The organism is Nocardia mangyaensis (assembly GCF_001886715.1).
GTDB lineage: Bacteria > Actinomycetota > Actinomycetes > Mycobacteriales > Mycobacteriaceae > Nocardia > Nocardia mangyaensis.
In genome coordinates, this window is record NZ_CP018082.1 from 7,163,895 (window position 1) to 7,188,811 (window position 24,917).

The 24,917-nt window shown below is 68.0% G+C and carries 25 protein-coding genes; 13 read left to right on the top strand and 12 right to left on the bottom strand.

Translation table 11 applies throughout. From position 1 onward, the window contains the following. The first annotated feature begins 181 nt into the window (after positions 1 to 181). From BOX37_RS32565 to BOX37_RS32580, 4 genes are all read left to right on the top strand, one after another. Positions 182 to 1,918 (top strand): cutinase family protein, encoded by a 1,737-nt coding sequence (locus tag BOX37_RS32565; RefSeq protein ID WP_071930956.1) that lies wholly within the window; start codon positions 182 to 184, stop codon positions 1,916 to 1,918. Positions 1,919 to 2,255: 337 nt separating this feature from the next. Further along, positions 2,256 to 3,110, top strand: a complete 855-nt coding sequence (locus tag BOX37_RS32570; RefSeq protein ID WP_071930957.1) for a hypothetical protein — start codon at positions 2,256 to 2,258, stop codon at positions 3,108 to 3,110. Between the two features lie 163 nt (positions 3,111 to 3,273). Next, a complete protein-coding gene (locus tag BOX37_RS32575) occupies positions 3,274 to 4,632 on the top strand; it encodes a WS/DGAT/MGAT family O-acyltransferase (RefSeq protein WP_071930958.1) in 1,359 nt (452 codons plus the stop codon). Positions 4,633 to 4,675: 43 nt separating this feature from the next. Then, positions 4,676 to 5,794, top strand: a complete 1,119-nt coding sequence (locus BOX37_RS32580; protein ID WP_071930959.1) for an NAD(P)H-dependent flavin oxidoreductase — start codon at positions 4,676 to 4,678, stop codon at positions 5,792 to 5,794. Between the two features lie 355 nt (positions 5,795 to 6,149). Here the strand turns inward: BOX37_RS32580 and BOX37_RS32585 are convergent, their stop codons facing one another. Continuing rightward, positions 6,150 to 6,917 carry a FadR/GntR family transcriptional regulator gene (locus tag BOX37_RS32585; protein ID WP_071930960.1) on the bottom strand — a complete coding sequence of 256 codons (768 nt, stop codon included), beginning with the start codon at positions 6,915 to 6,917 and terminating at the stop codon, positions 6,150 to 6,152. Between the two features lie 299 nt (positions 6,918 to 7,216). On the opposite strand from BOX37_RS32585, the gene BOX37_RS32590 reads away from it, so the two are divergent. Then, positions 7,217 to 8,020 carry a hypothetical protein gene (locus tag BOX37_RS32590; protein WP_071930961.1) on the top strand — a complete coding sequence of 268 codons (804 nt, stop codon included), beginning with the start codon at positions 7,217 to 7,219 and terminating at the stop codon, positions 8,018 to 8,020. 22 nt (positions 8,021 to 8,042) lie between these two features. On the opposite strand, the gene BOX37_RS32595 is transcribed toward BOX37_RS32590, so the two are convergent. Further along, on the bottom strand, positions 8,043 to 10,415 hold the full coding sequence (locus BOX37_RS32595; protein WP_071932079.1) for a lysylphosphatidylglycerol synthase domain-containing protein: 2,373 nt from the start codon (positions 10,413 to 10,415) through the stop codon (positions 8,043 to 8,045). 143 nt (positions 10,416 to 10,558) lie between these two features. Then, the gene (locus tag BOX37_RS32600; protein WP_240505139.1) at positions 10,559 to 11,509 is read right to left on the bottom strand and encodes an MBL fold metallo-hydrolase; all 951 of its coding nucleotides are present in this window, start codon (positions 11,507 to 11,509) and stop codon (positions 10,559 to 10,561) included. A gap of 142 nt (positions 11,510 to 11,651) precedes the next feature. On the opposite strand from BOX37_RS32600, the gene BOX37_RS32605 reads away from it, so the two are divergent. Continuing rightward, a complete protein-coding gene (locus BOX37_RS32605; protein ID WP_071930962.1) occupies positions 11,652 to 12,041 on the top strand; it encodes a hypothetical protein in 390 nt (129 codons plus the stop codon). On the opposite strand, the gene BOX37_RS32610 is transcribed toward BOX37_RS32605, so the two are convergent. The 3 genes from BOX37_RS32610 to BOX37_RS32620 all read right to left on the bottom strand — a co-directional run bounded on the left by BOX37_RS32610 (position 12,038) and on the right by BOX37_RS32620 (position 13,609). Continuing rightward, positions 12,038 to 12,430, bottom strand: coding sequence for an RNA-binding S4 domain-containing protein (locus BOX37_RS32610; RefSeq protein WP_071930963.1), 393 nt, complete (start codon positions 12,428 to 12,430; stop codon positions 12,038 to 12,040). The genes BOX37_RS32605 and BOX37_RS32610 overlap by 4 nt on opposite strands. 2 nt (positions 12,431 to 12,432) lie before the next feature. Further along, positions 12,433 to 12,993 carry a C40 family peptidase gene (locus tag BOX37_RS32615; protein ID WP_071930964.1) on the bottom strand — a complete coding sequence of 187 codons (561 nt, stop codon included), beginning with the start codon at positions 12,991 to 12,993 and terminating at the stop codon, positions 12,433 to 12,435. A gap of 328 nt (positions 12,994 to 13,321) precedes the next feature. Then, a complete protein-coding gene (locus tag BOX37_RS32620; RefSeq protein WP_071932081.1) occupies positions 13,322 to 13,609 on the bottom strand; it encodes a hypothetical protein in 288 nt (95 codons plus the stop codon). A gap of 109 nt (positions 13,610 to 13,718) precedes the next feature. On the opposite strand from BOX37_RS32620, the gene BOX37_RS32625 reads away from it, so the two are divergent. The 3 genes from BOX37_RS32625 to BOX37_RS32635 all read left to right on the top strand — a co-directional run bounded on the left by BOX37_RS32625 (position 13,719) and on the right by BOX37_RS32635 (position 16,562). Then, on the top strand, positions 13,719 to 14,900 hold the full coding sequence (locus BOX37_RS32625; RefSeq protein WP_071930965.1) for an AAA family ATPase: 1,182 nt from the start codon (positions 13,719 to 13,721) through the stop codon (positions 14,898 to 14,900). A 234-nt stretch (positions 14,901 to 15,134) separates the two neighbouring features. Beyond that, positions 15,135 to 16,079 carry an alpha/beta fold hydrolase gene (locus BOX37_RS32630; protein WP_071930966.1) on the top strand — a complete coding sequence of 315 codons (945 nt, stop codon included), beginning with the start codon at positions 15,135 to 15,137 and terminating at the stop codon, positions 16,077 to 16,079. A gap of 192 nt (positions 16,080 to 16,271) precedes the next feature. After that, entirely contained in the window at positions 16,272 to 16,562 is a 291-nt protein-coding gene (locus BOX37_RS32635) for a hypothetical protein (RefSeq protein ID WP_071930967.1), read from the top strand. Positions 16,563 to 16,783: 221 nt separating this feature from the next. Here the strand turns inward: BOX37_RS32635 and BOX37_RS32640 are convergent, their stop codons facing one another. Then, a complete protein-coding gene (locus tag BOX37_RS32640) occupies positions 16,784 to 17,965 on the bottom strand; it encodes a thiolase family protein (protein WP_084760492.1) in 1,182 nt (393 codons plus the stop codon). 249 nt (positions 17,966 to 18,214) lie between these two features. On the opposite strand from BOX37_RS32640, the gene BOX37_RS32645 reads away from it, so the two are divergent. From BOX37_RS32645 to BOX37_RS32655, 3 genes are read left to right on the top strand one after another with little or no spacing between them, the layout of a single operon-like run. Continuing rightward, on the top strand, positions 18,215 to 19,042 hold the full coding sequence (locus BOX37_RS32645; protein WP_071930968.1) for a hypothetical protein: 828 nt from the start codon (positions 18,215 to 18,217) through the stop codon (positions 19,040 to 19,042). 26 nt (positions 19,043 to 19,068) lie between these two features. Further along, positions 19,069 to 21,078 carry a fumarate reductase/succinate dehydrogenase flavoprotein subunit gene (locus tag BOX37_RS32650; RefSeq protein ID WP_071930969.1) on the top strand — a complete coding sequence of 670 codons (2,010 nt, stop codon included), beginning with the start codon at positions 19,069 to 19,071 and terminating at the stop codon, positions 21,076 to 21,078. A gap of 2 nt (positions 21,079 to 21,080) precedes the next feature. Beyond that, positions 21,081 to 21,827: a succinate dehydrogenase/fumarate reductase iron-sulfur subunit gene (locus BOX37_RS32655; protein WP_071930970.1), complete on the top strand. Its 747-nt coding sequence runs from the start codon at positions 21,081 to 21,083 to the stop codon at positions 21,825 to 21,827. Positions 21,828 to 21,841: 14 nt separating this feature from the next. Here the strand turns inward: BOX37_RS32655 and BOX37_RS32660 are convergent, their stop codons facing one another. From BOX37_RS32660 to BOX37_RS32675, 4 genes are all read right to left on the bottom strand, one after another. Then, positions 21,842 to 21,979 (bottom strand): hypothetical protein, encoded by a 138-nt coding sequence (locus BOX37_RS32660; protein ID WP_240505140.1) that lies wholly within the window; start codon positions 21,977 to 21,979, stop codon positions 21,842 to 21,844. A gap of 97 nt (positions 21,980 to 22,076) precedes the next feature. After that, the gene (locus BOX37_RS32665) at positions 22,077 to 22,289 is read right to left on the bottom strand and encodes a DUF397 domain-containing protein (RefSeq protein ID WP_084760495.1); all 213 of its coding nucleotides are present in this window, start codon (positions 22,287 to 22,289) and stop codon (positions 22,077 to 22,079) included. Continuing rightward, on the bottom strand, positions 22,286 to 22,504 hold the full coding sequence (locus BOX37_RS32670) for a DUF397 domain-containing protein (RefSeq protein WP_071930972.1): 219 nt from the start codon (positions 22,502 to 22,504) through the stop codon (positions 22,286 to 22,288). The genes BOX37_RS32665 and BOX37_RS32670 overlap by 4 nt, the downstream gene beginning before the upstream one ends. Next, positions 22,501 to 23,418: a helix-turn-helix domain-containing protein gene (locus BOX37_RS32675; protein ID WP_071930973.1), complete on the bottom strand. Its 918-nt coding sequence runs from the start codon at positions 23,416 to 23,418 to the stop codon at positions 22,501 to 22,503. The genes BOX37_RS32670 and BOX37_RS32675 overlap by 4 nt, the downstream gene beginning before the upstream one ends. A 182-nt stretch (positions 23,419 to 23,600) precedes the next feature. Here BOX37_RS32675 and BOX37_RS34570 point away from each other — a divergent pair, with 182 nt between their 5' ends. Further along, positions 23,601 to 23,807 carry a hypothetical protein gene (locus tag BOX37_RS34570; RefSeq protein WP_071930974.1) on the top strand — a complete coding sequence of 69 codons (207 nt, stop codon included), beginning with the start codon at positions 23,601 to 23,603 and terminating at the stop codon, positions 23,805 to 23,807. Here BOX37_RS34570 and BOX37_RS32685 read toward each other — a convergent pair. Then, entirely contained in the window at positions 23,804 to 24,751 is a 948-nt protein-coding gene (locus BOX37_RS32685; RefSeq protein WP_240505141.1) for a DNA-3-methyladenine glycosylase family protein, read from the bottom strand. The genes BOX37_RS34570 and BOX37_RS32685 overlap by 4 nt on opposite strands. Positions 24,752 to 24,917 lie beyond the last annotated feature (166 nt).

Genomic DNA, 24,917 nt, shown 5'->3' on the forward strand with positions numbered 1-24,917 from the left:
GCACCGGGCCGAGCTCCGCTGTGAGCGATCCGGCGATAGCGGCTGGGCATGGCCCCCAGAGTTGGGGGCGGTGATACCTGTTTGCTCTAGTAACGATCGGTGGGGTGGGGGCGACATTCTTCGTGACATGCGGCCCGTCGGGGGGCCTGCCCACCTGTAGGTCTTCGAACGGGAAACTGCCATGAATCTGCGTGAGTTCCTTGCGAAACATCGGATCGCTTCGGCTGTTGCCGCGCCCGCGGCGTTGGGTGTCGCGGCGATTGTCGCGGCGTCGTTCGCGGTGACGTCGCAGGCGCCGTCGCCGGAGTACGAGCTCACCACCTCGGTGACCGAGTGCCGGGAGATGGTGACCATCTCGGTGGCGGGGCGCAACGACACCCCGGTGGCGGGGACCACGGCGATGCTGCTCGACGCCAATGGGAATCCGCTGCCCGCGGCGTTGTCGGGGGATCACAGCAGTGTGTGGGTTGATCCGGTGGTGAACGCGCCTGCCTCGAGCGTGGCCGACGGCCAGTACGCGGCGGTGTACATCGCCTATCCGGCGAACATGTCGACCTATGAGGACGCGGTCAACGCGGGTGTGGCCAACACTCAGCAGGTGATGCGCGAGATCTCGGCGGCCTGCCCGGATACCAAGTTCTCCATCGTCGGCTACAGCGAGGGTGCCGATGTGGTGCGTCGCGTGGCCGAGGGGATCGGCAACGACGACCCTGGCGACGGCTACGACGTGGTGAATCCCGACGACGTGCTCGGCGTGGTGATGTTCGCCGACGCGGGTCGCGCGGCCGGCGACGGCCCGTTCATCGGTGCCGAGGACCCCTTCGCCAACCCGGACGGCTTCGACCAGAGGTACCAGGACGGCCGGACCCCGGTCTCGGGCAAGGGCGTGACCACCGGCGGCGACTTCGGTGCGCTCAACGGCAAGATCGCGTCGTTCTGCTCCGAGGGCGACCTCACCTGCGCGGCGCCGAAGAACATCTCGCTGCTGCAGCTGGCGGCCAATGTCGGCAGGCAGATCAATGTCGACGACCTGGAACGCGACGGGTTGACCCCGGCGACCGGTCAGGACATGGCCTTCACCCTGGGCCGCATCGCGATGACGGCCTTCTCCGACATCGCCGCCAACCCGAACTGGATGGCCAGCGACGAGACCTTCCTCGACGTGCTCCTCAAGGTCTCGGACCCGGACTACGTGCCCGGTGAGACCCCGCCGCCCTCGCAGGCCGACACCATTGCCGCCGAGCAGATCTCGCCGCTGGCCTACCTGCCGCAGAAGATCTTCAACGAGATCGTCGGCCTGATCATCACCAACCAGAACACCATTCCGGTGGCGCTGAGCGATCCGTACCAGCTCACCCTCGGCCCGAACGGGACCGGACATCATTTCGACTACTGGCGTGACTCCGACGAGGCGAACGGCAAGCCGCTGACCTCGGCCGAGTACGCGGCGGCCTGGCTGACGCATCTGGCCAAGCAGGCGCAGGCGGGCGAGCCGGTGGACACCAAGTCCGCGCCGGAACCGGCGGATCTGGCGGCGGCGCGAGAGGCGGCGACGAGCACCAGGCAGGCGCCGACGACGACTTCGGCGGCCAAGACCACCTCGAAGACCACCACGTCGACCACCACCTCCAAGCCGACCACGACCGAGCCGACCACCACGTCCAAGACGACGGAGTCCACCACGACGTCGACGTCGACAACGACCGAGCCGACCACCACAACACCGTCGACAACGACCGAGCCGACCACCACAACACCGTCGACGACGACACCCACCGAGACCACTCCCTCAGCGCCAGCTCCGGAACCGGCCACGAACCAGGCCGCCGCTCCCGCCACGCCGACCACCACCGAAACGACTACCGAAGCCCCGACCTCCACGGTAACGCCGACCACCACCCCGGCCCCGGCGAACTAGCCGCCGATCCGAACACCGAAGCCCCGGTGGCGCAGTCAGCCACCGGGGCTTCGGCTTTCCGCCGCGATACTGCAGGTAGCGCGCGGGGAAGGTCATCTCACGCCGCTCCCTTGACCCTCGACCACGTGTCGAATCCTGCGCTCCGGTCTCGTTGCGAAACTACGATTTCACCTGACAGGCGCCCGGTAGGGGCTGGATCGCCATACGTCGGGAGGCGCCGAGCGGAACCCCGCACTGGCGGCGAATCAAGCTGCCGCGGTCCGCGACACCCCCCGCGACATCGGGGCAACGCGCCGATCATGATGACTGTGACGGGCCACGGTGCAATGATCGGCGGGTGACTCAGTGGCTCCCACTCCTCGGTTCGCTCGTCGTCGCCGCAGCAGTTCTGGTCGGCGTCATCGCCAACAACCGCACGCATCGCGAAGGGATCGCGGCGGCCGACGAGCGCGGCAGGCAGGCGCTCGACACCGCGCAGCGCAATGTCGAACTGTCGAACATGGTTGGCGACCAGCGCGATCACGAGGCGTGGCGCCGGGAGGCGGTGCTCGCCGCGGTCGCCTCGATCCTGGAGACCTCGGCCTCGGTGCGGGCCGACCTGACCAGCTGTGGTGAATGGGATCTGGTCACCGTCGACGAGATCGACGGGGTAGGCGCACAGATCCACAAGGTGATCTGGGACCGCCCGAGCGGGATGCTGACCCGCCTGCGCGTGGTGGCCCATCGCCGGATCTCGAACAAGTGCGAAGACCTGCTGCGCACGCTCACCGCCGCCCAGCACATCACCATGCAGCGGTTGAAGCTGCACATCGATGTGGAGGCCACGGTCGAGGAGCTCGAGGACATGGCCGAGCTGTGGCAGAAGGCGATGCGCCATGCCGCCGAGCAGGAGCGGGCGCTGGTGGAGATCACGCGCCTGGAGCTGGGTATCGACGTCGCCACGAAAGGCCCTGCGACGGCACCGATTCCGGCACCGGTCGCGGCGCAGCCAGAGCCGATTCCGGCACCGGTCGAGCCACCGGTCGAGCCACCGGTCGAGCCCGTTGCCGAACCGGTCGCCGAAATCGTCGACGAGGAACCGGAAGTCAGCGACGAGCCCGGCGAGCAGCAGCCCGCGCCCGGCGAGCAGCAGCCCGCGCCCGACGCCGCGGACACCGTTGAGCAGCGGCGCACCGAGACCGTCCAGGTCTGATCCGCGCGTGCCGCCCGAGCACCCGCGACCGTCGTTCGCCTGACGCGAGCCGGACGTCCGGGTAACTTGGAGTACGGCGCGTGTTGTTCGCGCGCCGACCCGACAGCGTGGTCGATCGTCTACAGATTCGCACCGAACCACTCTCGTCAGGGGGCGATCAGTCATGGAGTTCATCGCGCCGTTGGATGCGCTGTTTCTACTCGCGGAGTCGCGCGAACACCCGATGCATGTCGGCTCACTGCAGCTGTTCGAGCCACCGGAAGACGCCGGGCCGGACTATCTGCGCGAGTTCCGCGATGCGCTGTTGGCGGACAAGACCTTCCGCCCCACCTTCCGCAAGCGTCCGGCCACCTGGCTCGGCGCGCCCCAGCTGGCCTGGGCTCAGGACGACGAGGTCGACCTGGACTATCACGTGCAGCGCAGCGCCCTGCCCGCACCGGGCCGGATCGCGCAACTGCTCGATCACACCTCGACGCTGCACAGCACACTGCTCGACCGGCACCGGCCGATGTGGGAACTGCACTTCGTCGAGGGCCTGGCCGACGGCCGCTTCGCGCTGTACTCGAAGATGCACCACGCGCTGATCGACGGGGTGTCCGCGCAGCGGCTGCTACGCCGCACACTCACCACCGATCCGTTCGCCACCGAGATCACGACGCCGTGGAACCTGCCGCGCAAGCAGCGACCGGAAGCCGGCGCGCGGTCGAAGTCCGGGCTGGGCGGACTGCTCGGCGGCATGAACTCGGCCGCGTCGGCGACGGCGGCGCTCATGCGGGCCACCCGCACCGGTCTGTTGCAGCAGCAGCTGACCCTGCCGTTCGAGGCGCCGCACACGCTGTTCAACGTGCCGATCGGTGGTGCGCGCAAGTGCGCGGTGCGCAGCTGGTCGATGGACCGGGTCAAGCAGGTGAAGAAGGCGACGGGGACCACGGTCAACGATGTGGTGCTGGCGATGTCGGCGGGGGCGCTGCGGTCGTACCTGGTGGAGCGCGACGCCCTCCCGGACAAGCCGATGATCGCGATGGTGCCGATGTCGTTGCGCGATCCCGACGACACCGACACCCAGGGCGTGAAGATCGCCGCGCTGCTGTGCAATCTGGGCACCGATATCGCCGATCCGCTGGAACGGCTGCGGGTGGTGAGCGAGTCGACGCGGCGCAACAAAGAGGTGTACCGCTCGCTGTCCGCGGCACAGACCCTGGCGGTGGCCGGGGTGATGCTGAGTCCGATGGCGGCGATGCTGCTGCCCGGGTTCGCCTCGATGGGGACGCCGCCGTTCAACATCGTCATCTCGAATGTGCCGGGTGCGCGGGAGTCGCTGTACTGGAACGGCGCGCGCCTCGACGCCGCCTACCCGCTGTCCATCCCACTCGACGGCCAGGCCGTGAACATCACCCTCACCTCCCATGGCGACAATCTCGATTTCGGTCTCGTCGGGTGCCGCCGCACTCTGCCCGACCTGCATCGATTGCTCGACCACCTGGAGGATTCGCTGGTCGCGCTCGAGGATGCCGCTGCCTGAAATCGACCATTCTCTCGCAAACTAGAACGTGTTACAGTTCGGTATGCGTACCGAATTCTGCGAACAGCTCGGCATCGAATTCCCCCTCTTCGCCTTCACCCACTGCCGCGACGTGGTCGCGGCGGTGAGCAACGCGGGCGGGCTGGGAGTACTCGGAGCGGTGGGCTTCACCGCCGAGGAACTCGAGGTCGAGCTGGCCTGGCTCGACGAGCACGTCACCGGCATCTACGGCGTCGATCTGGTGATCCCGTCGAAGTACGAGGGCAAGGGCGTCGACGGACTCAGCCCCGAACAGCTGGAAAAGCGGCTGGCGCAGATGGTTCCGCAGGGCCATCGCGACTTCGCCCAGCAGATCCTCACCGAGCACAATGTGCCCGCGCTGCCCGACGGCGAGCACCACAACGAGCTGCTCGGCTGGACCGCGACCACCGCCGGCCCGCAGGTCGACGTCATCCTCAACCACCCGAAGGCCAAGCTGGTCGCCAACGCGCTCGGCACACCGCCCGCCGATGTCGTCGCGCGGATCCAGGAGTCGGGTCGGGTGATCGGCGCGCTGTGCGGCTCGGTGAAGCACGCGCAGAACCACAAGGACGCCGGGCTCGACTTCGTGGTGTGTCAGGGCACCGAGGGCGGTGGACACTGCGGTGAGGTGTCCTCACTGGTGCTGTGGCCGCAGGTCATCGACGCCGTGGGCGATATGCCGGTGCTCGCGGCCGGTGGCATCGGCAACGGCGCGCAGGTCGCGGCGGCGCTGGCGATGGGCGCGGCGGGCGCGTGGACCGGCTCGCTGTGGCTCACCGTCGAGGAGGCCAATGTGCCGCCCGCGCAGATGAGCACCTACCTCGACGCCAGCAGCCACGACACCATCCGCTCGCGCTCGTGGACCGGCAAGCCGTGCCGCATGCTGCGCAACGACTGGACCGACGCCTGGGAGGCCACCGACACTCCCGACCCGCTGCCGATGCCGCTGCAGATGATGGTGGCCCTCGACGGCGTGAAGCGCGGACACCGCTACCCCGAGGCGGCCAAGGACGTGAACTTCAATCCGGTCGGCCAGGTGGTCGGCATGATGAACAAGGTCGAGCGCAGTGCGGATGTGATCAACCGGCTGGTGGAGGAATACGTCACCGCTTACGACCGCCTCACCAAACTCAACAGCTGAATCCTTGGAGCGCTGGCGCGCTCGAGTTCGCGCCCCCGGCGGTCCCGCCGATCAGGCACCGTGGCTTGCTCCTTCGTCGCGTACGCCACGGCGCCTGATCGGCGGGACGGGCGCGAACCGCCGACTGCGTCGGCGATCCCTCCTCGGGGTCGGGATGTGCGGGGCCGGGTTTGTTGGAGCGGTGGCATGTTCGGAGTTCGCTACTGAGCGCGAGCGTTGGTGATCGCCCGGCGGGAACAGCCTGCCCGGCGCGCCGGCGCGATTCTGGAGTCGGTGCTGCCGCGGGGCGTGATCCACCGTGGCACCACGGTTCGGACACGACGGACAAATCCGACTCAGACAGCTGAGTACGCGATCAGGCTGTGGCGGCCGCGGATTCGACCGGTGCCTCGCCGACGAGTTCGTCGAAGCGGCCGATCACCTTCTCGTGATAGAGCGTGAACAGGTCCTCGAACAGGGCGAGCTGGGCCTCCGAGGGCGCGGACTCGGCATCCCACACCGCGAGCAACGCCCGCCAGACCAGGACGTGCAGGTCGGCCGCGACCGCGAAGTAGGCGGCCACCGCCTCCGGCACCTCGACGACCATGTCGGCGATCGAATTCAGCACGGCCCGTTGCATGCTCATTCCGAGCACGCCGAGCAGTCTGCGTACCAGCGCCATCTCGGCGGCGATGATGCGCGGATGATCAGGCACGGCGTTGCGGGCCATCGCCTCCAGTTCGTCGACGGCGGCGGCCAGTTCGGCCGGATCGAGCACCTTCTCCGCGGCGGTGTAACCGAGCAGCGCCTCGAGCACGATGCCGCGCTCCACCTCGACGATGTCGGTGAACATCTCGGCGGCGAGCGCCGGGGCGGTGATGGAGAACCGGAACAGATGCCGATAGGCGTCCATCCCGCCCGCTTCGCGCACATCGCGGATCGTGAAGCCCTTGCCACGGCGGGCCTCGACGAAGCCGTAGGACTCCAGCCTGCCGAGAGTGAGCTGGGCGGTCGCGCGGTTCATCCCGAACTCCTCGGCGACCTGGCGCACCGACGGCATCAGCTCGCCGGGCGCGTACTCGCCGGTGGCGACTCGGCGTGCCAACTCGTCGGCAACGTCGGCGACCACCGTCCGGGATCCCATCGAAGAAACACCTTTCGGTCATGATGCGGCTACGTCCCAGACAGTTTAGGCGTTCCTACCGCACCCCGCACGCACCCGAGGGCGCTGTGGGGCGGTTCACGTCGTTGGGCCGATCATCTCCACAAACCGACCGAACAGCCCGCTCGGCAAGTGCCGGGCAACAGCGGAAACGGCGGTCACCATGCGCGGCGAACGGGAGAAACATCCGCGGCGAACACGTTCGTGTGGATCAGACAGCCGACGCGCCACCGTGATTGAATACGCGGGCAACAGGGCAGCTAAACATCGAGGGAGGAACCGTGAAATCCACTCGGGTCGCCGCGACAACCGTCGCCGCGCTCGCCGTGATCACAGGCTTGTCCGGTTGTGGCGGGGACAACGACGATCACGCCGCGTCCACATCGAGCACCACCACGGCGGCGAAACTGACCGGCAGTTCGGCCGCGTCGCTGCCACCACCGAGCCCCACGCACCCACCCGCTCCCGCGCCCGCCACCCTCGACGACGTGAATTGCGGGGCGGTCACCGGCGGCAACGGCGCGACAGCCGATGTGATCGCCTTCGCCTCCGCTGCGGGTCGACCGGGCTGCACCGAGGCGTTCACTGTGGTCGCCGACTATCTCGGCGTGCCGCGTACCGGTGACGCCGTGGCCGTCGACGGCTGGCTGTGCGAACCCCAGCCCGACGCCTCGGTGCCGCACATCTGCGTCAACCAGGGCCTGACCATCGGCCTGCGCGGCGACGCGGCGCCCGCCTCCCCGCCGCCGCCGGCGCCGTCCCCGATTCGCACCGTCGACCCCACCAAGCCGCCGGTCACCACCACCAGCAATGTTCCGCCTGAACCCCCGCCCACCGTCGAGGATGTGAACTGCGGCCCGGTCACCGACGCGGGCGGTGGGAGCCGCACGGTGATCGCGGTCGGCACCGCCGCGGGCCGGGTCGGCTGCACCGAGGCGATCGACGTGGCGACCACCTACGCCACCACGATCGCGCCCTCGGACGCGGTCACCGTCGACGGCTGGGACTGCAACGCCCAACCCGACGCCGACACCCCGTCGGTCTGCGCCAAGGACGGTCTGGTCATCGCCCTGCGCGCCAACTGATCCGGCGGGAGGAAGACGGAATTCAGATCATCTGCTTTTCGCTCATCCAGCGCATGACCGGCCAGCCAAGGGCGACCGGGATCCAGCAGGTCAGGACGCGGTAGAGCAGGACGGCGGGCACCGCGATCTCGGCGGGGACGCCGAAGGCCGCCAGACCACCGATCAGGGCCGCCTCGACCGCGCCGACACCACCGGGTGTCGGCGCGGCCGAGGCCAGCGTGCCGCCGATCATGGTGACGATGGTGACCGCGACGAAATCCGTTCCGCCGCCGAAGGCTTCCACGCTGGCCCACAGCGCCAGGGCCTGCCCGAGGGTGATCGCCCCGCACCCGCCGACGATCACCGCGAACCGTCGCGGATCGCGACCCAGATTGATCAGCTCGCCGACGACCTCCTTCAACTGCGGGCGCACCGAGTGGTTCACCCAGCGGCGCAGTTTCGGCACGAACATGAACGCGCCGACCAACCCGACGCCCACTCCGGCGGCCAGGTACAGCACGGTCGCGTCGGGCACGATATGGGCCAGGTTCGTCGAGGTTCCGGCGATCACACTGAAGATGACGAGCAGCGTGAGATGGGTGATCACCTGCATCGATTGCTGCAGCGCCACCGCCGCGGTCGCCCGCATGGTCGACATCCCCGCCTGCTGCAGGAAGCGCACGCTCAGCGCCAGCCCACCCACTCCGGCGGGTGTCGTCGTCGCGACGAAGGTGTTGGCCAGCTGTTCCACGACCAGGTACCGCACCTTGATCAGTCCGTCCGCGCAGGCCCAGAGCGCGGCGGCGGCCCCGACGTAGGTGAGCCCGGAGATGGCGAGGCCGAACAGTGCCCACCACCAGTTGAGCGTGCGCAGCTGGCTGAAGAAGGTGGGCACCTGGCTGAAGAACGGGTAGGCCACGTAGACCAACCCGACCAGCAGCACCAGCTGGATGATCTGGTTGCGGGTGAAGCGGGTGAGCTGCTCGGATTGGATGCGGTCGTGGCCGGTCTGGTGACGCACCTCCTCGCGCGCGGTCGCCATCACCTTGGTCCATTCGGGCACCGATTTGCGGATGCCGGTCGGCATGGCCGATTTGGTCAGGCGGCGGGCCGCGGTGACGACGGTGTCCTCGCCGAGCACCTCGATCGCCGTCGACACCGCCTCGTGCTTGCCGAACAGCGAAGTCGTCGAGACCAGCAGCTGGGCGATGTCGGTCTGCCGCTGCGCCTCGGACGCGCCGAACTCGGCGGCGGAGAAGCCGCCGAACAGGGTGTCGCCCTGGCTGACTCGCACCAGGTCCGGTTGCAGATCGCCGTGGCTGATCTGGTTCTCGTGCATCCGCAGCAGCGAACGCCACACCCCCGGCAGCACCTGCGCGGACAACTTCCGGATCGGCGTGCCGCGGGGGACGGTGTGCGCGTACAGCATCCAGCCGCGATCGAGCCCGGCCACCGCGACCTGGTAGCTGTCGGCCATACCGAGCTCGCCGATCGCGATCCCGAGCAGCGCCCGATGTTCCACGGCCCGGTGCATCGATCCGTGCAGCGGCGCGGTCTCGCTGGAGCGGAAGGTGATCCAGCGCCACACCTGGCGAATCGCGCCGAAGCTGCGCTGGTTCTTGCCGTACATCTCCACGACCAGCTCGGTCTCGGGCCCGTCGACCTCGGTGGCCAGCAGCAGCGGCCCACGGCCCGCGGGCCGGTCCACCCGGAACGCGCGCACCGCATAGCCGCGCCGGGCCAGCACCCGGACCGCGGCCTCCAGCGGCACCTCGAGCGCGGGCGTGCCGACCAGCCAGACGATCACCGCGCCGACCAGCCAGCCGACGACCAGGCCGAGCATCGCCCGCGCCGGGACCACCGAGCTGACCACCAGGTGGATGGGCGCGAACATCAACAGCAGGAACCACATCCAGCGCCGCGGCCGCACCGGCAGCCAGGGGCTGGACACGGTGAGCATGGCCGCGAGCATGGCGATCCAGCGCGGGTCGTCGAGGAATTGCGACAGGAAGGTGTCGAACCGGTCCGGCACCGGAAGATGCCATTTCGGCGTCGAGATGCCCGTGCCGGTGATCGAGAGGGCGAGGACCGCGAGCAGACCGGCAGCGGCGTAGCCCGCGAGCAGTTTCCATTGCCTGCGCAGCACCAGTTCGATGAGGATGGCGAACGGCAAAGCCAGGATGAGCATTCCGTAGACCAGGTAGACCAGCGTGGACTGTTCCGGGCTGAGAATGCCGACGATATTGGACACCGAACGTTCCAGCGCCAGCCACTCGGGCCGGGTGATCAGCGAGCCCGCGACCACCACGCCCACGCCCATCGCCGCCAGCACGACGCGGATGATGTCGCTGGTACGCCGGGTCCGCGGCTGCAGGAGACTTCCCGTGACGGGAATCTCCCGACCGTCGACTCGCATGAGCCGCACGATACACACCGACACGCCGTCGACCCGCCGTGACATCGCACATTCTCACGGTCACCTCAGCGTGGCGTGAAGCGAGTCACCGGCCGTCGCAATCGATCCGCGGATCCCGTCCAGGAGTCAGGAAACCGCGCGGGTCAGTGCGTGCGCGGGTCGGTGCGTGCCGCGACGGCGGCCCGGTCGTGGCCGGGGATCAGTTCGATGCCGGCGGGGAGGGCGTGCAGCCGGTGAATGGTTTCGAAGGCGGCGTCGCGATCGGTGTCGACCAGTTCGCCGGGCAGCGGCGCCGTCTCACGGAGCAGTTCGACCTGGCGGCTGGTCCACACGGCGTCACCCGCCAGCAGGACGCGGGTTCCGTCGTCGACGGCGAGGAGCACGCCGACGCTGCCCGGCGTGTGTCCGGCCAGGTCGACGAGCAGGACCGAGCCGTCGCCGAACAGGTCGTGGCTGCGGGCGAAGGTGAGCACCGGCGGGCCGTCGAGTTCGTAGAGGTCGAAGATCCGGCCGCGCAGCGGGCCGCGGGCGACGCCGAGGGGGGCGTGCGATCCGCCCATGGCCCAGCGGTATTCGACGCTCGGCACCCGGATGGGCACCCAGCCGGGCAGTTCGTAGAGGCCGGCGACGTGGTCCCAGTGCAGGTGGGTGGGCAGCACGAAGTCGATGTCGGCGCCGGTGAGGTCGTTGGCGGCGAGCACCTCGCTCAGGCCGTGCACCGGCTGTTCCGGACTCACCAGCAGCGGCACCGGGAACGGCAGTTCGGGCAGTACCCGCTGGTGCACACCGGCGCAGATCGCCGGGTCGACGAGGAAGGTGGCGCTGGGGTGGCGGACCAGGAAGGTCGCCATGCTCAGGGGGGTGCTCCGCAGGGTGCGCACGCCCTCGACGACGATCGCGGTCGGCGCGGACAGCCGGGCCTGGACGAGCGCGGTGAGCCCGACAGTGCGGTGGGCCGGGGGCAGTGGCGCGGACTCGAGCCCGGCGAGGAAGGCGGTGTCGGCCGCACGCGGCCACAGCAGCCGCGGGCCGGTGGCGACAGCGGCGACACAGCAGGCGAGAAGCGTCGATAACATCGGCGTGCGCTCACCCATAGTTGCCACCGTAGGCGATCGCCCAGACCGGGACCACCGAACGAAATTTCGCCGACAACAGCCCGGCACCGTTCGCACCAACAATCGATAACATCCGGCAACGCTCCCGCTATCGCGTCCAGCCTGGGCGGATGATCGTTCGATGGCAGACCAGATCATCACGGTGCAGTGGAAGACCTCCCCGGACGACCACGACTATCCGGCCGCGGCCGACTATCTCGCGCTGCTGGCCGCCGACGACGTCGTCGAGGCGATCGTGGCGGACCTACGCGCGGCACCGGTGGTGGTGAAGAAGGCCAAGGACATCCTGCGCGCTTCCCGGCTCGAAGCGCTCACCCCGGACAACCCGCACGTGCGCAAGGATCTGCTCAAGGTGAACGAGGGCAAGAAGCTCTCGCCGATCCTGCTGGTGCGCGGCGACTGCCGCCGGAACGTGCCGATGCTGATCGCCGACGGCTACCACCGAGTGTGCGCGCTGTACTGGGCCGACGAGAACATCGAGATCCCCGCCAAGATGGCCGCGATGCCCTAGTCGATGCGGCCCATCAGCCGATCGGTCTCACGGCGTTCGCGTTTCGTCGGTCGGCCCGCGCCGCGATCACGCTGCGGCAGCGTGGCGAGGACTTCCTTGGGCGGCGGCGGTGGCGAGCGGTCGATCAGACACTGCGCGGCGATCGGTGGACCGACCCGCTTGTGGATGATTCGCTCGACCACGACGATCCGCTCCAGCCCCGAGTGCCGGATCCTGATCTCGTCACCGGGGCGTACCGACTGAGCTGGTTTCGCCGTCGTGCCGTTGACGCGTACGTGTCCGGCGCGGCAGGCTTCCGCCGCAGCCGAACGCGTTTTGAACAATCGGACCGCCCAGATCCACGAATCGACGCGGGCCTGGGTGACGGAGCGTTGTTCCGCGGGGGACACCCCTAGAGGATACGGCGTGCCGTGACGACGTCGTCGGCGCTGAGCTGGGTGTAGGACACCGGGGTGCCCGACTGCACCGCGTTCAGCAGCTGACCGTTGCCCGCGTAGATACCGACGTGGCCACCACCATTGGTGATGACGATGTCACCGGCCTGCAGGTTGTCGAAGGACACGGGAGCGCCCACGTGGGACTGCTCGAAGCTGGTGCGCGGCAGCTCGACACCGGCCTGGCGGTAGGCCCACTGCACGAGGCCGGAGCAGTCGAAGCTCGACGGTCCCGCGGCGCCCCAGTTGTACTGGGCGCCCACCTTGGTGCGCGCGGCGTCGAGGGCGATGTTGGCCGCCGTCTGCTGCTGCTGGAACGGGTTGTCGAAGGTGACGCTCGGCAACTGCGGCGCGGCCTGGCCCTGCGGGGCGACCATCGCCTGCAGTTCCTTCTCCAGCTGCTGCGCGGGCTGCTCGAGCTCCGGCGGCAGATCGAAGCTACCGAGGCCGGGGATGTTGATCGTGGCGGCCTGCGAAATCGCGGGCATCGCACCGGTCGTGGCGGCCACCGCACCCATGACGAGTGCACCCTTGACGGAATTCGGCAGACGAGAATCCCGCTGCAAGCTGTGTTTACCCACCGAGACGAGTCTCCGATCTTGCTGCTCTACCGCCGTGGCGCATCGGGATCGCTTGGCGATCACGACTTTCGGCGGTGACCTATGGCGCCGATTCTCTTACGAATCGACAGACTCCACTAAGTCACGAGAAGATTACGGCTTGGCCCTCACGCTGTCCAGCGATGCGCGCAAGTTGTTTTCCCGCAGGCGCGAAAGCCCAGAACAACGGACTGATCACCGGCGTGTCGCCACGCGTAACGGCGCGATCTCCGCCGCCCCGGCATGGTCATCGTTCGTGACCGTTGCGTAGCCCGAGCGCGCGTTCGAGCTCCTCGATGCGTCGGCGCGCGTCGGCCAGGTCCACTTCCATCCGGGCGAGCGCGATCACCAGCGGGCCGACGGCGAGGTCGGCCACCACCTGCGGATCGTCGTATCCGGTGCCGATACTGGCCAGCAGGCCGCGGCGGATGGTGTCGGCCAGGTACGCGCCCTGCGGCAGCGGCCAGCCCGCCACGATCTCGGCGGTCGAGGTCACCATCGGGTCGTGACCGTCGAATTCGGGTTCTGCGACCATGCCGCTCCGTTCCGGTTCCACTCACTCGTCTCGGGTTCGCTAGCAGTATCTAGGACACAGCCCAGAGTTACCGAGATTCCGCTGTCGCGACGCGCTACGGTTGTCCGGCATGGACCCCGTGCGCAATCCCTATGCTCCCGGCGCCGGTCAGCGTCCGCCCGAATTGGCCGGGCGCGACAAGCAACTCGCCGCGTTCGACATCGTGCTCGAACGGATCGCCCGCGGCAGGCCCGAACGCAGTGTGATGCTCACCGGATTGCGCGGCGTCGGAAAGACCGTGCTGCTCAACCAGCTTCGCTCGGCCGCCATCTCGCGCGGCTGGGGCACCGGCAAGATCGAGGCTCGTCCCGATCAGGATCTGCGCAGGCCGCTGTCCTCGGCCCTGCACATGTCGGTGCGCGCGATCGCGATGGCGCACCGCAATCCCGAGCGCGTCGACGACTTCCTCGGCATCCTCAAGGCCTTCGCCCTGCGCACCACCGCCGACAAGGGCATGCGGGAGCGCTGGCAGCCGGGCATCGATGTGCCCGCGGTGACCGGGCGGGCCGATTCCGGCGACATCGAGATCGACCTGATCGAGCTGTTCAAGGAGGCCGCGGCGCTGGCCGCCGACATCGGCGTCGGGATCGGGGTCTTCATCGACGAGATGCAGGATCTCGGCCCGGCGGATGTGTCCGCGATCTGCGGTGCCTGCCACGAGCTGAGTCAAGACGGCGCGCCGTTGATCGTGGTCGGCGCCGGTCTGCCGCATCTGCCCGCGGTGCTCTCGGCATCCAAGAGCTACTCCGAGCGACTGTTCAGCTACCACCGGATCGACCGGCTCGACCGGGAATCGGCCGACCTGGCGCTGATCGCCCCGGCCGAACGCGAGGAGGTGAAGTTCACCTCCGAGGCGCTCGACTCGCTGTATCAGCGCGCCGACGGCTACCCCTACTTCGTGCAGGCCTATGGCAAGGCGGCCTGGGATCAGGCGCCGGAGAGCCCGATCACCGCCGAGGACGTCGAGGTGGCGGCCCCGGCGGCCGAGGAGGAGCTGGCCGTCGGCTTCTTCGGCTCCCGTTATGAGCGCGCCACCCCGGCCGAGCGGGAGTACATGCGCGCGATGGCCGATCTGGCCGGTGACGACGGCCCGGTCGCCACCGCGGCGGTGGCCGCCGAGCTGGGCCGCAAACCGGCCTCGGTCTCCCCCGCCCGCGACGGTCTGATCAAGAAGGGCCTGATCTACTCCGCCGAGCGCGGCACGATCGGCTTCACCGTGCCGCACTTCGGCCGGTATCTGCGCAGCGTATGAATCTCTTCGATCCTCTAGCTGATTCCGAAGAAAGCTGAAGACAACCATCGCGAGCCTTCCGCTCGACATCTGTCTGCGCATATCTAGGCAAATCCTTAGATTCATGTAGATCTTCCCGCGATCACGGGAACGGCCGCAATGGGATCGGTTGCGCATCGGGTGGATAACGCGAGGGATAGGCGGCTAACGGGCCGGAAACCTAACCCGAAAAGCCCAGCAGGAAGGAGGCCCGACATGTCGGAGAACTTCGCGGACCTCGACGGACGCCGTGCCACAGTCGTCGCCGATGACGGCGTGCCGATCGCGGTCCGCAGCTTCGGTTCCGTCGACGCGCCGCTGACCGTCGTCTTCGTCCACGGCCACTGCCTGCACACCGAGTCGTGGTCGTTCCTGCGTGATCACCTACTGCGGAGCTGGGACACCGACGCCAGGATGGTCTTCTACGACCACCGCGGCCACGGCGAATCCGGGCACGCCCACCACGACACCTACACCATCGACCAGCTCGCCACCGATCTCGACGCGGTACTGCGCGCGGTCGCGCCGATCGGGACGATCGTCCTGGTCGGGCACTCGATGGGCGCGATGGTGCTGCTGGCCTACGCCCGGCTGTTCCCGGCGACGATCGGGCACCGGGTGGCCGGGATCGGGCTCATCGCAGGCGCGGCGGGCGGGATCGCCGAGGTCGGCCTCGGCCGACTGCTCAACCGGCGCGCCGTCGCCTCGCTGCAACGCGCCGTCGTCCGGGCACCGCGGGCGATGCAGGCGTCGAAGCGGTTCTCCCGGTGGATCTTCGGGCCGCTACTCCGCGAGGCCGGCGCGGGCACCCGGCGGGTGAATCCTCGGATCGTCGCCATCGCCACCGCGGTACTCAACGAGACACCGCTGCTGACCGTCTCCGGCTTCCTCGATTCGCTGCTCGACTTCGACGAAGCGCACACCCTTGGCAAGCTCGGCGATCTGCCCGCGCTGGTGCTGGCCGGCTCGGCCGATCTCATGGTGCCGTTCACGCACTCGGTGGTGCTGGCCTCCCAGCTCGCCGGTGCCGAGCTGGTGCGGATCGAAGGCGCGGGGCACAGCGTGATCCTCGAGCGGGCGGAGGAAGTCGCCCATTCGATCACCGCGCTGGTCGATCGGGCGGGTGCGAGCGTGCGCGGGCGGTACGCGGTCGCGGGCTGAGCGCCGAACAGTTACCGGACAGCAATCCCTGAATTGCGAACATCATCGGCGTAAACCGAAAAGTTCGGTTACTGTGGTGGAGATCACGTTGTGTGGTGAGTCACACGACTCGGTGCAGTGCGGCCCGGGGTTTCACGGGCGTGCCAGTGATCCGACGAGTCGGTATGCCCGCCATATACACAGGAGGTAACGATGACACGCAGCGATATCGCGGAACTGCGCTACGCGGTCGGCCAACTCCGGCAATCGATCGGCGCACTGCGCTCCAACTACGGCGACGCGGCCACCGTGCGCCGGTTGGAGAACGACCTCGAGCGGCTCGTCATCGACGCCGAGGAGTTCGAGCAGGCACCGCCGCCGGAGCTCGCCGTCCCGCGCCGGTCCGAACCCATCTATGTTCCCGACAGCAAGTCCGACGAGGCCGCCTGGATGGGCGCGCAGGACGAGGGCCTGGGCTTCCACTCCCGCCCACGAACCAAATAGACCTTGCTCACCGGCGCGGCGGCCCTGCTACCAGGACCGCCGCGCCGAACTCTGTGTTCTTGGCGGCTGGCGCCGCGGGTTCTCCGTTTCATGGCGGCTGGCGCCGCGGGTTCTCGGCCTGTTCCCTCGATCTTCCCTCCCGCCGGGCACTCCTTCGTCGCACCCTCTGGTCAGTCCAGATCGAGGCGGCCGAGAACCAGGTTTCGCGGGTGCCGTGTTGTTCAGGCGCGGTGTTTGCCCAGGCGGCGGGTGCGGGAGCCGTGGAAGCGGGCGCCGCGGGGTAGCTCCACCGGTTCGGCTTGTTCGGCCGACTCGAACAGGGCGGCGATGCCGTGGTCGTGACCGAGGGCGATGGCCTCCAGGCCGAAGCGGCCGCCGGTGCGGCCGAGTTCGTGCAGCATGGTGGTCATGATGCGCAGGCCGGTGGCGCCGACCGGGTGGCCTAGGGCGATGTCGGAGCCGTTCACGTTGAGCCTGCCCAGCGGGTCGAGTTCCCACTCGGTGGCGAGTGCGAGGACCTCCACGGCGTAGCCCTCGTTGATCTCGAGCAGGTCGATCTCGTCGAGCGAGCAGCCGGTGCGGCCGAGCAGCTTGGCCACCGCGGGGGCGGCCCCGAGCGCGGGCCCCTCACTGTCACAGCCGGCGGCCGCCCAGCCGGCCAGGAAGGCCATCGGCGTGAGCCCGAGCTCGGTGAGGCGGTCCTCGGCGACGACCAGGCAGGCCGAGGCGCCGAGGCGATGCGAACTCATGTTGCCGATGGTCACCACGCCGTCGGCGAGCAGCGGCCGCAGCCCGGCCAGAGTGTGGGTCGACAGGTCGTCGCGCACACCCTCGTCGCGGCGGATCTGGTGGGCGGCGGATCCGCCGCCCACGCCGACCGGCACCACCTCCGCGCCGAAGGCGCCCTGCCGCCAGGCCCGCGCGGCCTTGCGATGACTGGCGACGGCGAATTCGTCGGCCGCGCCGCGGTCGATGCCGTAGTAGCGCGCGAGCAGTTCGGCATTGCGCAGTCCGGCCGTGCCGCCGGGTAGCCTGGCCGGAGTCGTAGCGCATTCGACGCCGCCGGCGACGACCACATCGGCGGCCCCGGTCTGCACCATCATGGCCGCGGTGATCACCGCCTGCAGGCCGCTGCCGCCGTGCCGGTCGGTGAGAAAGCCGGGCACCGAGAAGGGCAGGCCCGCGCCGCGTGCGGCCAGCGCGCCGATCGCGGGAACATCGGAGAGCCCACCGTCGGTGCAGGCCATCGCGACGTCTTCGATCCGTAGAGGGTCGATGCCCGAGCGCTCGATCACGGCCGACAGGACCGTGGTCGCCAGCCATTCGGCGGGCATACCCGATAGTGCGCCACCCTCCACGCCACTGGGCGTGCGGACGGGTGCCACGATCGCGGCTCTTCTCATTGCTCGTCACGCTCCTTTCCCCGTTGCGGGGAATTTCCTGTCACAGGGCACCACAGGTTTGTTGCACCGGCATGACGGGTAGTAACGGCAGTTACTGCTGTGACCGATCTCACCGTGGCATCTCGGACATGAGTGCGTGAGACCGGACTCGAGCGGCGACAACCCTGGCGTATGGTGGCCCGCATCACAATCCATCGCGGTGGGGAATGATCAACCGCCGCACGCCGGAAGATCAGCGAGGCTTCCACCGTGAGTGCCGCACCGACCGTCACCCCTTCGGGGAGCGGCGTCTTCGCCAGAACGAGGGCCCGCATCACCGCACGCACCCTGCGCACCGATCGATGGTGGCTGCCGCCACTGCTCACCACACTCGGCCTGGCCGCGTTCGTCGGCTACGCGACGGTGAGATCGTTTGTGCGCACAGCCTATTGGGTGCCGGAATACCACTATCTGACGCCGTTCTACTCGCCCTGCGTGAGCGCGTCGTGCGTCCCGGGATCGAGCCATTTCGGGGTCTGGGTCGGCGAGCTGCCGATGTGGATTCCGCTCGGCTTCGTAGTGTTGCCGTTCCTGCTCGGATTCCGGCTCACCTGCTACTACTACCGCAAGGCCTACTACCGCTCGGTGTGGTTGTCGCCACCGGCGTGCGCGGTGGCCGAGCCACACACCAGCTATTCCGGGGAGACGCGGCTGCCGCTGATCATCCAGAACACGCACCGCTACTTCTTCTACTTCGCGCTGGTGGTCACGCTGGTCAACAGCTATGACGCGATCACCGCGTTCCATGGCGCGAGCGGCGGATTCGGTTTCGGGCTCGGCAATCTCGTGTTGCTGATCAATGTCACGCTGCTGTGGGGCTACACCCTGTCGTGTCATTCGTGTCGGCACATCGTGGGCGGGCGGCTCAAGAACTTCTCCGCCCATCCGGTGCGCTACTGGTACTGGACCCAGATCTCCAAGCTCAACACCCGCCACATGGCGCTGGCCTGGACCACTCTCGGCACCCTCGCGCTCACCGACTTCTACGTGATGTTGGTCGCCAGCGACACCATTTCGGACCTGCGGTTCATCGACTGAGCCGCGAGCAGAAGGAGCTTCATCGAATGCCGGAAGTGGAACAGCACGACTACGACGTCGTGGTGATCGGGGCGGGCGGCGCGGGCCTTCGCGCGGTGATCGAGGCGCGTGAGCAGGGACTCTCGGTGGCAGTGGTGTGCAAGTCGCTGTTCGGCAAGGCGCACACCGTGATGGCCGAGGGCGGCTGCGCGGCCTCGATGGGCAATGCCAACGACAAGGACAACTGGCAGACCCATTTCAAGGACACCATGCGCGGGGGCAAGTTCCTCAACAACTGGCGGATGGCCGAATTGCACGCCCGCGAAGCGCCCGACCGGGTGTGGGAGCTGGAAACCTATGGGGCGCTGTTCGATCGGACCGCCGACGGGCGGATCAGCCAGCGCAATTTCGGCGGACACACCTATCCGCGCCTTGCCCACGTGGGCGACCGCACCGGCCTGGAACTGATCCGCACCATGCAGCAGAAGATCGTCTCGCTGCAGCAAGAGGACTACGCGGAGACCGGTGATTACGAGGCCAGGATCAAGGTCTTCGCCGAATGCACCATCACCGAATTGTTCACCGACGCCGGCGCGAGCGGTCAGGGCCCGGAGGAGGCAGCGGGCGTCACCACGCAGGGCCCCCGCTCGCACCGAGACGGGCACGGCCGAATCGCGGGGGCGTTCGGGTATTGGCGCGAATCAGGCGGATTCATTCTGTTCCGCACCCCGGCGATCGTGCTGGCCACCGGCGGCATCGGCAAGTCCTACACGGTGACCTCGAACTCCTGGGAGTACACCGGCGACGGCCACGCACTGGCCCTGCGCGCGGGCGCGACGCTGATCAACATGGAGTTCCTGCAGTTCCACCCCACCGGCATGGTCTGGCCGCCGAGCGTGAAGGGCATCCTGGTCACCGAGGGCGTGCGCGGTGACGGCGGGGTGCTGAAGAACTCCGAGGGCAAGCGGTTCATGTTCGACTACATCCCGCCGGTGTTCAAGGGCCAGTACGCCGAAACCGAGGAGGAAGCCGATCAGTGGCTGCGCGACAACGATTCCGCGCGCCGCACCCCCGATCTGCTCCCCCGCGACGAGGTGGCCCGCGCGATCAACGAGGAGGTCAAGGCGGGCCGCGGCACCGAGCACGGTGGCGTGTTCCTCGACATCGCCTCCCGCATGCCCGCCGACGAGATCGTGCGCAGGCTGCCCTCGATGCATCACCAGTTCAAGGAACTGGCCGACGTCGACATCACCGCGGAGCCGATGGAAGTGGGCCCGACCTGCCACTACGTGATGGGCGGTATCGAGGTCGACCCCGATACCGGCGCGGCCCGCACCCCCGGATTGTTCGCCGCCGGTGAGTGTTCCGGTGGGATGCACGGTTCCAACCGGCTCGGTGGCAATTCCTTGTCGGACCTGCTGGTGTTCGGTCGACGAGCCGGACTCGGCGCCTCGGCCTACGTCAAACAACTCACCGACAAACCCCTGCCCACCGATGCCGACGTCGCGGCTGCGGCGACAACCGCACTGGCGCCGTTCGATTCGTCTTCCTCGGCTGACGGCGAGAACCCCTACACCCTGCACGCCGAGTTGCAGCAGACGATGAACGACCTGGTCGGCATCATCCGCAAGGAACACGAGGTGCGTGCGGCCATCGAGAAGCTGGCCCAATTGCGCGAACGCTACGCCCGGGTCGCCGTGGCCGGGAAGCGTCCGTTCAACCCCGGCTGGCACCTCGCGATCGACCTGGCGAACATGCTGCTGGTCAGCGAATGTGTCGCTCAGGCAGCGCTGTTGCGCACCGAGAGCAGAGGCGGACACACCCGCGACGACCACCCCGGTATGAACCCGGACTGGCGCAACACCCTGCTGGTGTGCGCGCTGGATCCGGCCACCACTGATGCGCCGGTGCCCGGAGTCACCGTGACCCCGGCCGATCAGACGCCGATGCGCGAGGACCTGCTCGCCCTGTTCGAACTGGGCGAGCTCGAGAAGTACTACACCGAGCAGGAATTGGCCGAGCATCCGGCGGCCGGCTCGGCCGAGGGAAAGGCGTAGCGATGGGATATGACGCCCGGTTCCGGGTCTGGCGTGGCGATCTCGACGGCGGTGGCCTGCAGGACTACACGGTCGCGGTCAACGAGGGCGAAGTGGTGCTCGACATCATCCATCGTCTGCAAGCCACCCAGACTCCCGATCTGGCGGTGCGCTGGAATTGCAAAGCGGGCAAATGTGGTTCGTGTTCGGCGGAGGTGAACGGGCGCCCGCGATTGCTGTGCATGACGCGGATGTCGACGTTCACCCCCGACGAGGTGATCACCGTGACTCCGATGCGCACCTTCCCGATCATCAAGGATCTGGTCACCGACGTCTCGTTCAACTACGAAAAGGCCAGGGAGATACCGTCGTTCACCCCACCGCCGGGGTTGGCACCCGGTGACTACCGGATGAAGCAGGTGGATGTGGAACGCTCCCAGGAGTTCCGCAAGTGCATCGAGTGCTTCCTGTGCCAGGACACCTGCCATGTGGTCCGTGATCACGAGGAGAACAAGCAGGCCTTCTCCGGACCGCGGTATCTGATGCGCATCACCGAGCTGGAGATGCATCCACTCGACACCGCCGACCGGCGCGAAATGGCCCAGAACGAGGCGGGTCTGGGCTATTGCAATATCACCAAGTGCTGCACCGAGGTGTGCCCAGAACACATCAAGATCACCGACAACGCCCTGATCCCGTTGAAGGAGCGAGTCGTGGATCGCAAGTACGATCCGATCGTCTGGCTGGGCAACAAGCTGTTCCGACGGTAGGGACGTAGCCGTGCCTACAGCACAGCTACGGTCCCCACCGCGACTAATCCGACCAGTAATCCGATGAACAGCGCCGACAGCAACGAGCTGGTGAGTACGTAGATTCCGATCGCCGATACCGCGAACAGCAGGATCACGATCAGGCGTTCCACCCCGTCCTCAGGCGCTAGCCTCCGGTACCGGGGTGGCATCTTCTTCAACCCTCGGTCCATAGCCCTTGGGCTACCCGGCGTCGGCGCCGATCAAACCTCAGGGCCGGTCGAACTCACCGTCGTGAACACCGGCGGTGAACGCCGACCATTCGCTCGGGGTGAAGATCAGTACCGGCCCGTCGGGATTCTTGCCGTCACGTAGGGCGACATTTCCCTCCGCCAGCATGGCCACTTCCACGCTGCCCTCCCCCGCCGTGCCCGCGCGCAACCAGGTGGCGCCCGAGGTGTCGATATCGCGCTTGCTGTTCACCGGTCGGCCAGCGCGCAGGCGAAGGCGCCACTGTCGACGCCCTGGGTGAACGCGTCCCAGCTGGCACCGTCGAAGACCAGCGCGGGACCGGCGGGGTTCTTGCTGTCACGCACCCCGACCCGCCCGCCGAACAGGAAGGCGACTTCGACGCAGTCCTTGCCCGCACCGCTGCGCGTGCTCTTGAACCAGTGTGCGTCGTCGAGATCGAAACTCATGCCACATACTCCTTCGCGACCCGCCGCAGCAGGTCTCTACTCGGTTGGATGTCCAGCGCATGGCGCTGGAGGCACTCGTGAGCCCGGTCGTACCGCCTGACATCTGCGCGTCGTTCCAGGTAGAGATCGCCGGTGAAGCCTTCGGCGTACACCACCGGTGGTTCGACCGGTTGCCCCTTGCTGTCGGTACCGAACTCGAGAACCGTGAAAGGTCCGGTGGAGACTCCGAGTGGAACACCGGCGGCAAACGGCAGGATACGCAGTGTCACATTGCTTCGGGTACTCGTGTCGGCAAGGTGGCGCAACTGCGCAGCCATCACCTTTGCATCACCGACGATGCGATGCAATACCGATTCGTGCAGAACCACATCGATCTCGGCGGGTGAATGCTTGCGGGTGATCAATGCTTGCCGTTGCAAACGCAGTGCGACGCGTCGATCCAGTTCGTCTACCGAATCCTTGGGATAGCCAAGATGATTCAGCGCTCGCGCGTATTCGGCGGTCTGCAACAAGCCCAGGACCAATTCGGACTGATAGGCCCGCAATCGCCGTGCCGATGCCTCCAAACCCACATAGATATCGAAGTTCTCGGGAATCAGATCGCCGTAGGCGTGCCACCAGCTCTTGACCGCGGCCTGCTGCGCGAGGCCGGTCAGGCCCTCGGCGAGCGGGTCGGGAATGCCGTAGATCCGGCACAGTTCGTGGATGTCGATCGTCCGAATGCGGTCGGCCTGACCCTTTTCCAGCCGCTGCAGTGTGCTGGCGCCCCATTCCATGAGTTTGGCGGCCTCGGCGATGGTGAGCCCGGCCTGAGTGCGCCAGTCGCGCAGGTAGCGTCCCAGCTGCCGGCGTGGCAGCGTCGAGGAGACGCCCGCCGATAGTCCGCCGGTTCCGGTTGATGCGTTCGTCGGCACAGCCCCACTCCTCCTGTGTTCACCCTTCCGCCACCGCTCATAGCCCCGGTGTGGCGGCGTATTTCATCCACTCTGGGGAATCCTGCACTCCCCGTTGGATCCTGTACTGGGAATTCGTCGCGAAATATCGGGATCGGCGCGTACTCGTCGTTAGCCACAGGGTTGCGTGCTCTGCTGGATTCATGCAATTGAGCGATGTGAACATGCATATTGCCGCTGCACTACTGGGTTGCGGCACCGATCCGGGCCCGATGGACGCCGAACAGGCCCACGCCGCAATGCAATTGCACCTCGACTGCACGGTCGACGAGTGCCGGGTGCGCAGGCGGGCGCGCGACACTCTGGTCGACTCGGGGCGCTGCGTGCTCGAGCAGCGCGCCATCCGCTAGTGGTGGCGATGATCGGTGATCGGGTCGCGCGGGCCGAACTTCGGCTTGCGCGCCTGGCCGCTGAGCTCGAGCAGCCGGACCGCGCGATAGCGGTGCGGGCGTAGTGGTTCCAGGTATTCGATCATCGCGTCGTCGTCGATCGGGTGCCCGAGCAGGCTCCAGCCGACCACCGCGGCCAAGTGGTAGTCACCGACCGAGAGCGCGTCGGCATCGCCGAAGGCGCGCTGTGCCGTCTCGGCCACCGTCCAGACGCCGATGCCGGGCAGGCTGCGCAGCCTGCGCGCCGCCTCCTCCGGGGCGAGGGTGGAGGTGCGCTCGACCGAGTCGGCGACCCGCGCGGCCCGCACGATCGTCTGCGCGCGCTGCGGACCGACATTCGCCCGGTGGTACTTCCACGAGGGGATGAGCCGCCAGGCCCGCGCGTCCGGCGCGACCATCAGTCCGGCCGGCGCGGGTCCCGGCGCCTTCGTCCCGAATTCGCGCACCAGGCTCCGCCAGGCCGCGAACGAGGATTTCGTGTGCACCTTCTGCTCGAGGATCGCGGGCACCAGTGCTTCGAAGACCAGCCCGGTCCGCAGCATCCGCAGGCCAGGGACCACGCGATGGGCTTCGACCAGCTTGGGGTGCTCGGGAGCGAAGTCGTCGAGGTCTTCGTCGAGACACAGCATCCGGTCGAGACCGGTCAGGAACTCCTCGGCACCGGGCCCCCACGCGCGCGCGTGCGCGCCGTCGCGGCCGTCCTGGGCGAGCCGGTAGGTGACGACGCCGCTGGGCATCCGTGAGGCATGCCAGTGCGCGCCGTCGGCGTCGACGTGGTGGCAGGGATCGCCGCCGCCGCGCCGCAGCGGCGCGATGGTCAGACCGACGTCGAACGGCCTGGTCGACCGGACGGTCCTGGACAGCCCCGCCGTCGACAGGGCGGGGTCGAGGGTCTGCTCACGCACCCCACCATTGTGCGCGCCCGATCCGGCGCCGATGCGTATTCGTAATGTTCGCCGCGTCGACGGCGATGGAGACGATACTGGCAAACAGCTGGCATCCCTCGGTGCAGGAGGTACCCCGATGATCACAGACGCAATCAACTGGCTGCTCGCGGCGTGGGGCAGTGGG

Coding starts and splice junctions, on each gene's coding strand:
- BOX37_RS32655 (WP_071930970.1), top strand. CDS start 21,081: ATGGGATATGACGCCCGGTTCCGGGTCTGGCGTGGCGATCTCGACGGC.
- BOX37_RS32600 (WP_240505139.1), bottom strand. CDS start 11,509: ATGGGTGAGCGCACGCCGATGTTATCGACGCTTCTCGCCTGCTGTGTC.
- BOX37_RS32620 (WP_071932081.1), bottom strand. CDS start 13,609: ATGGTCGCAGAACCCGAATTCGACGGTCACGACCCGATGGTGACCTCG.
- BOX37_RS32650 (WP_071930969.1), top strand. CDS start 19,069: ATGCCGGAAGTGGAACAGCACGACTACGACGTCGTGGTGATCGGGGCG.
- BOX37_RS32605 (WP_071930962.1), top strand. CDS start 11,652: ATGGCAGACCAGATCATCACGGTGCAGTGGAAGACCTCCCCGGACGAC.
- BOX37_RS34570 (WP_071930974.1), top strand. CDS start 23,601: ATGCAATTGAGCGATGTGAACATGCATATTGCCGCTGCACTACTGGGT.
- BOX37_RS32585 (WP_071930960.1), bottom strand. CDS start 6,917: ATGGGATCCCGGACGGTGGTCGCCGACGTTGCCGACGAGTTGGCACGC.
- BOX37_RS32615 (WP_071930964.1), bottom strand. CDS start 12,993: ATGGGTGCGGTGGCCGCCACGACCGGTGCGATGCCCGCGATTTCGCAG.
- BOX37_RS32635 (WP_071930967.1), top strand. CDS start 16,272: ATGACACGCAGCGATATCGCGGAACTGCGCTACGCGGTCGGCCAACTC.
- BOX37_RS32595 (WP_071932079.1), bottom strand. CDS start 10,415: ATGCGAGTCGACGGTCGGGAGATTCCCGTCACGGGAAGTCTCCTGCAG.
- BOX37_RS32630 (WP_071930966.1), top strand. CDS start 15,135: ATGTCGGAGAACTTCGCGGACCTCGACGGACGCCGTGCCACAGTCGTC.
- BOX37_RS32575 (WP_071930958.1), top strand. CDS start 3,274: ATGGAGTTCATCGCGCCGTTGGATGCGCTGTTTCTACTCGCGGAGTCG.
- BOX37_RS32625 (WP_071930965.1), top strand. CDS start 13,719: ATGGACCCCGTGCGCAATCCCTATGCTCCCGGCGCCGGTCAGCGTCCG.
- BOX37_RS32580 (WP_071930959.1), top strand. CDS start 4,676: ATGCGTACCGAATTCTGCGAACAGCTCGGCATCGAATTCCCCCTCTTC.
- BOX37_RS32640 (WP_084760492.1), bottom strand. CDS start 17,965: ATGAGAAGAGCCGCGATCGTGGCACCCGTCCGCACGCCCAGTGGCGTG.
- BOX37_RS32670 (WP_071930972.1), bottom strand. CDS start 22,504: ATGAGTTTCGATCTCGACGACGCACACTGGTTCAAGAGCACGCGCAGC.
- BOX37_RS32565 (WP_071930956.1), top strand. CDS start 182: ATGAATCTGCGTGAGTTCCTTGCGAAACATCGGATCGCTTCGGCTGTT.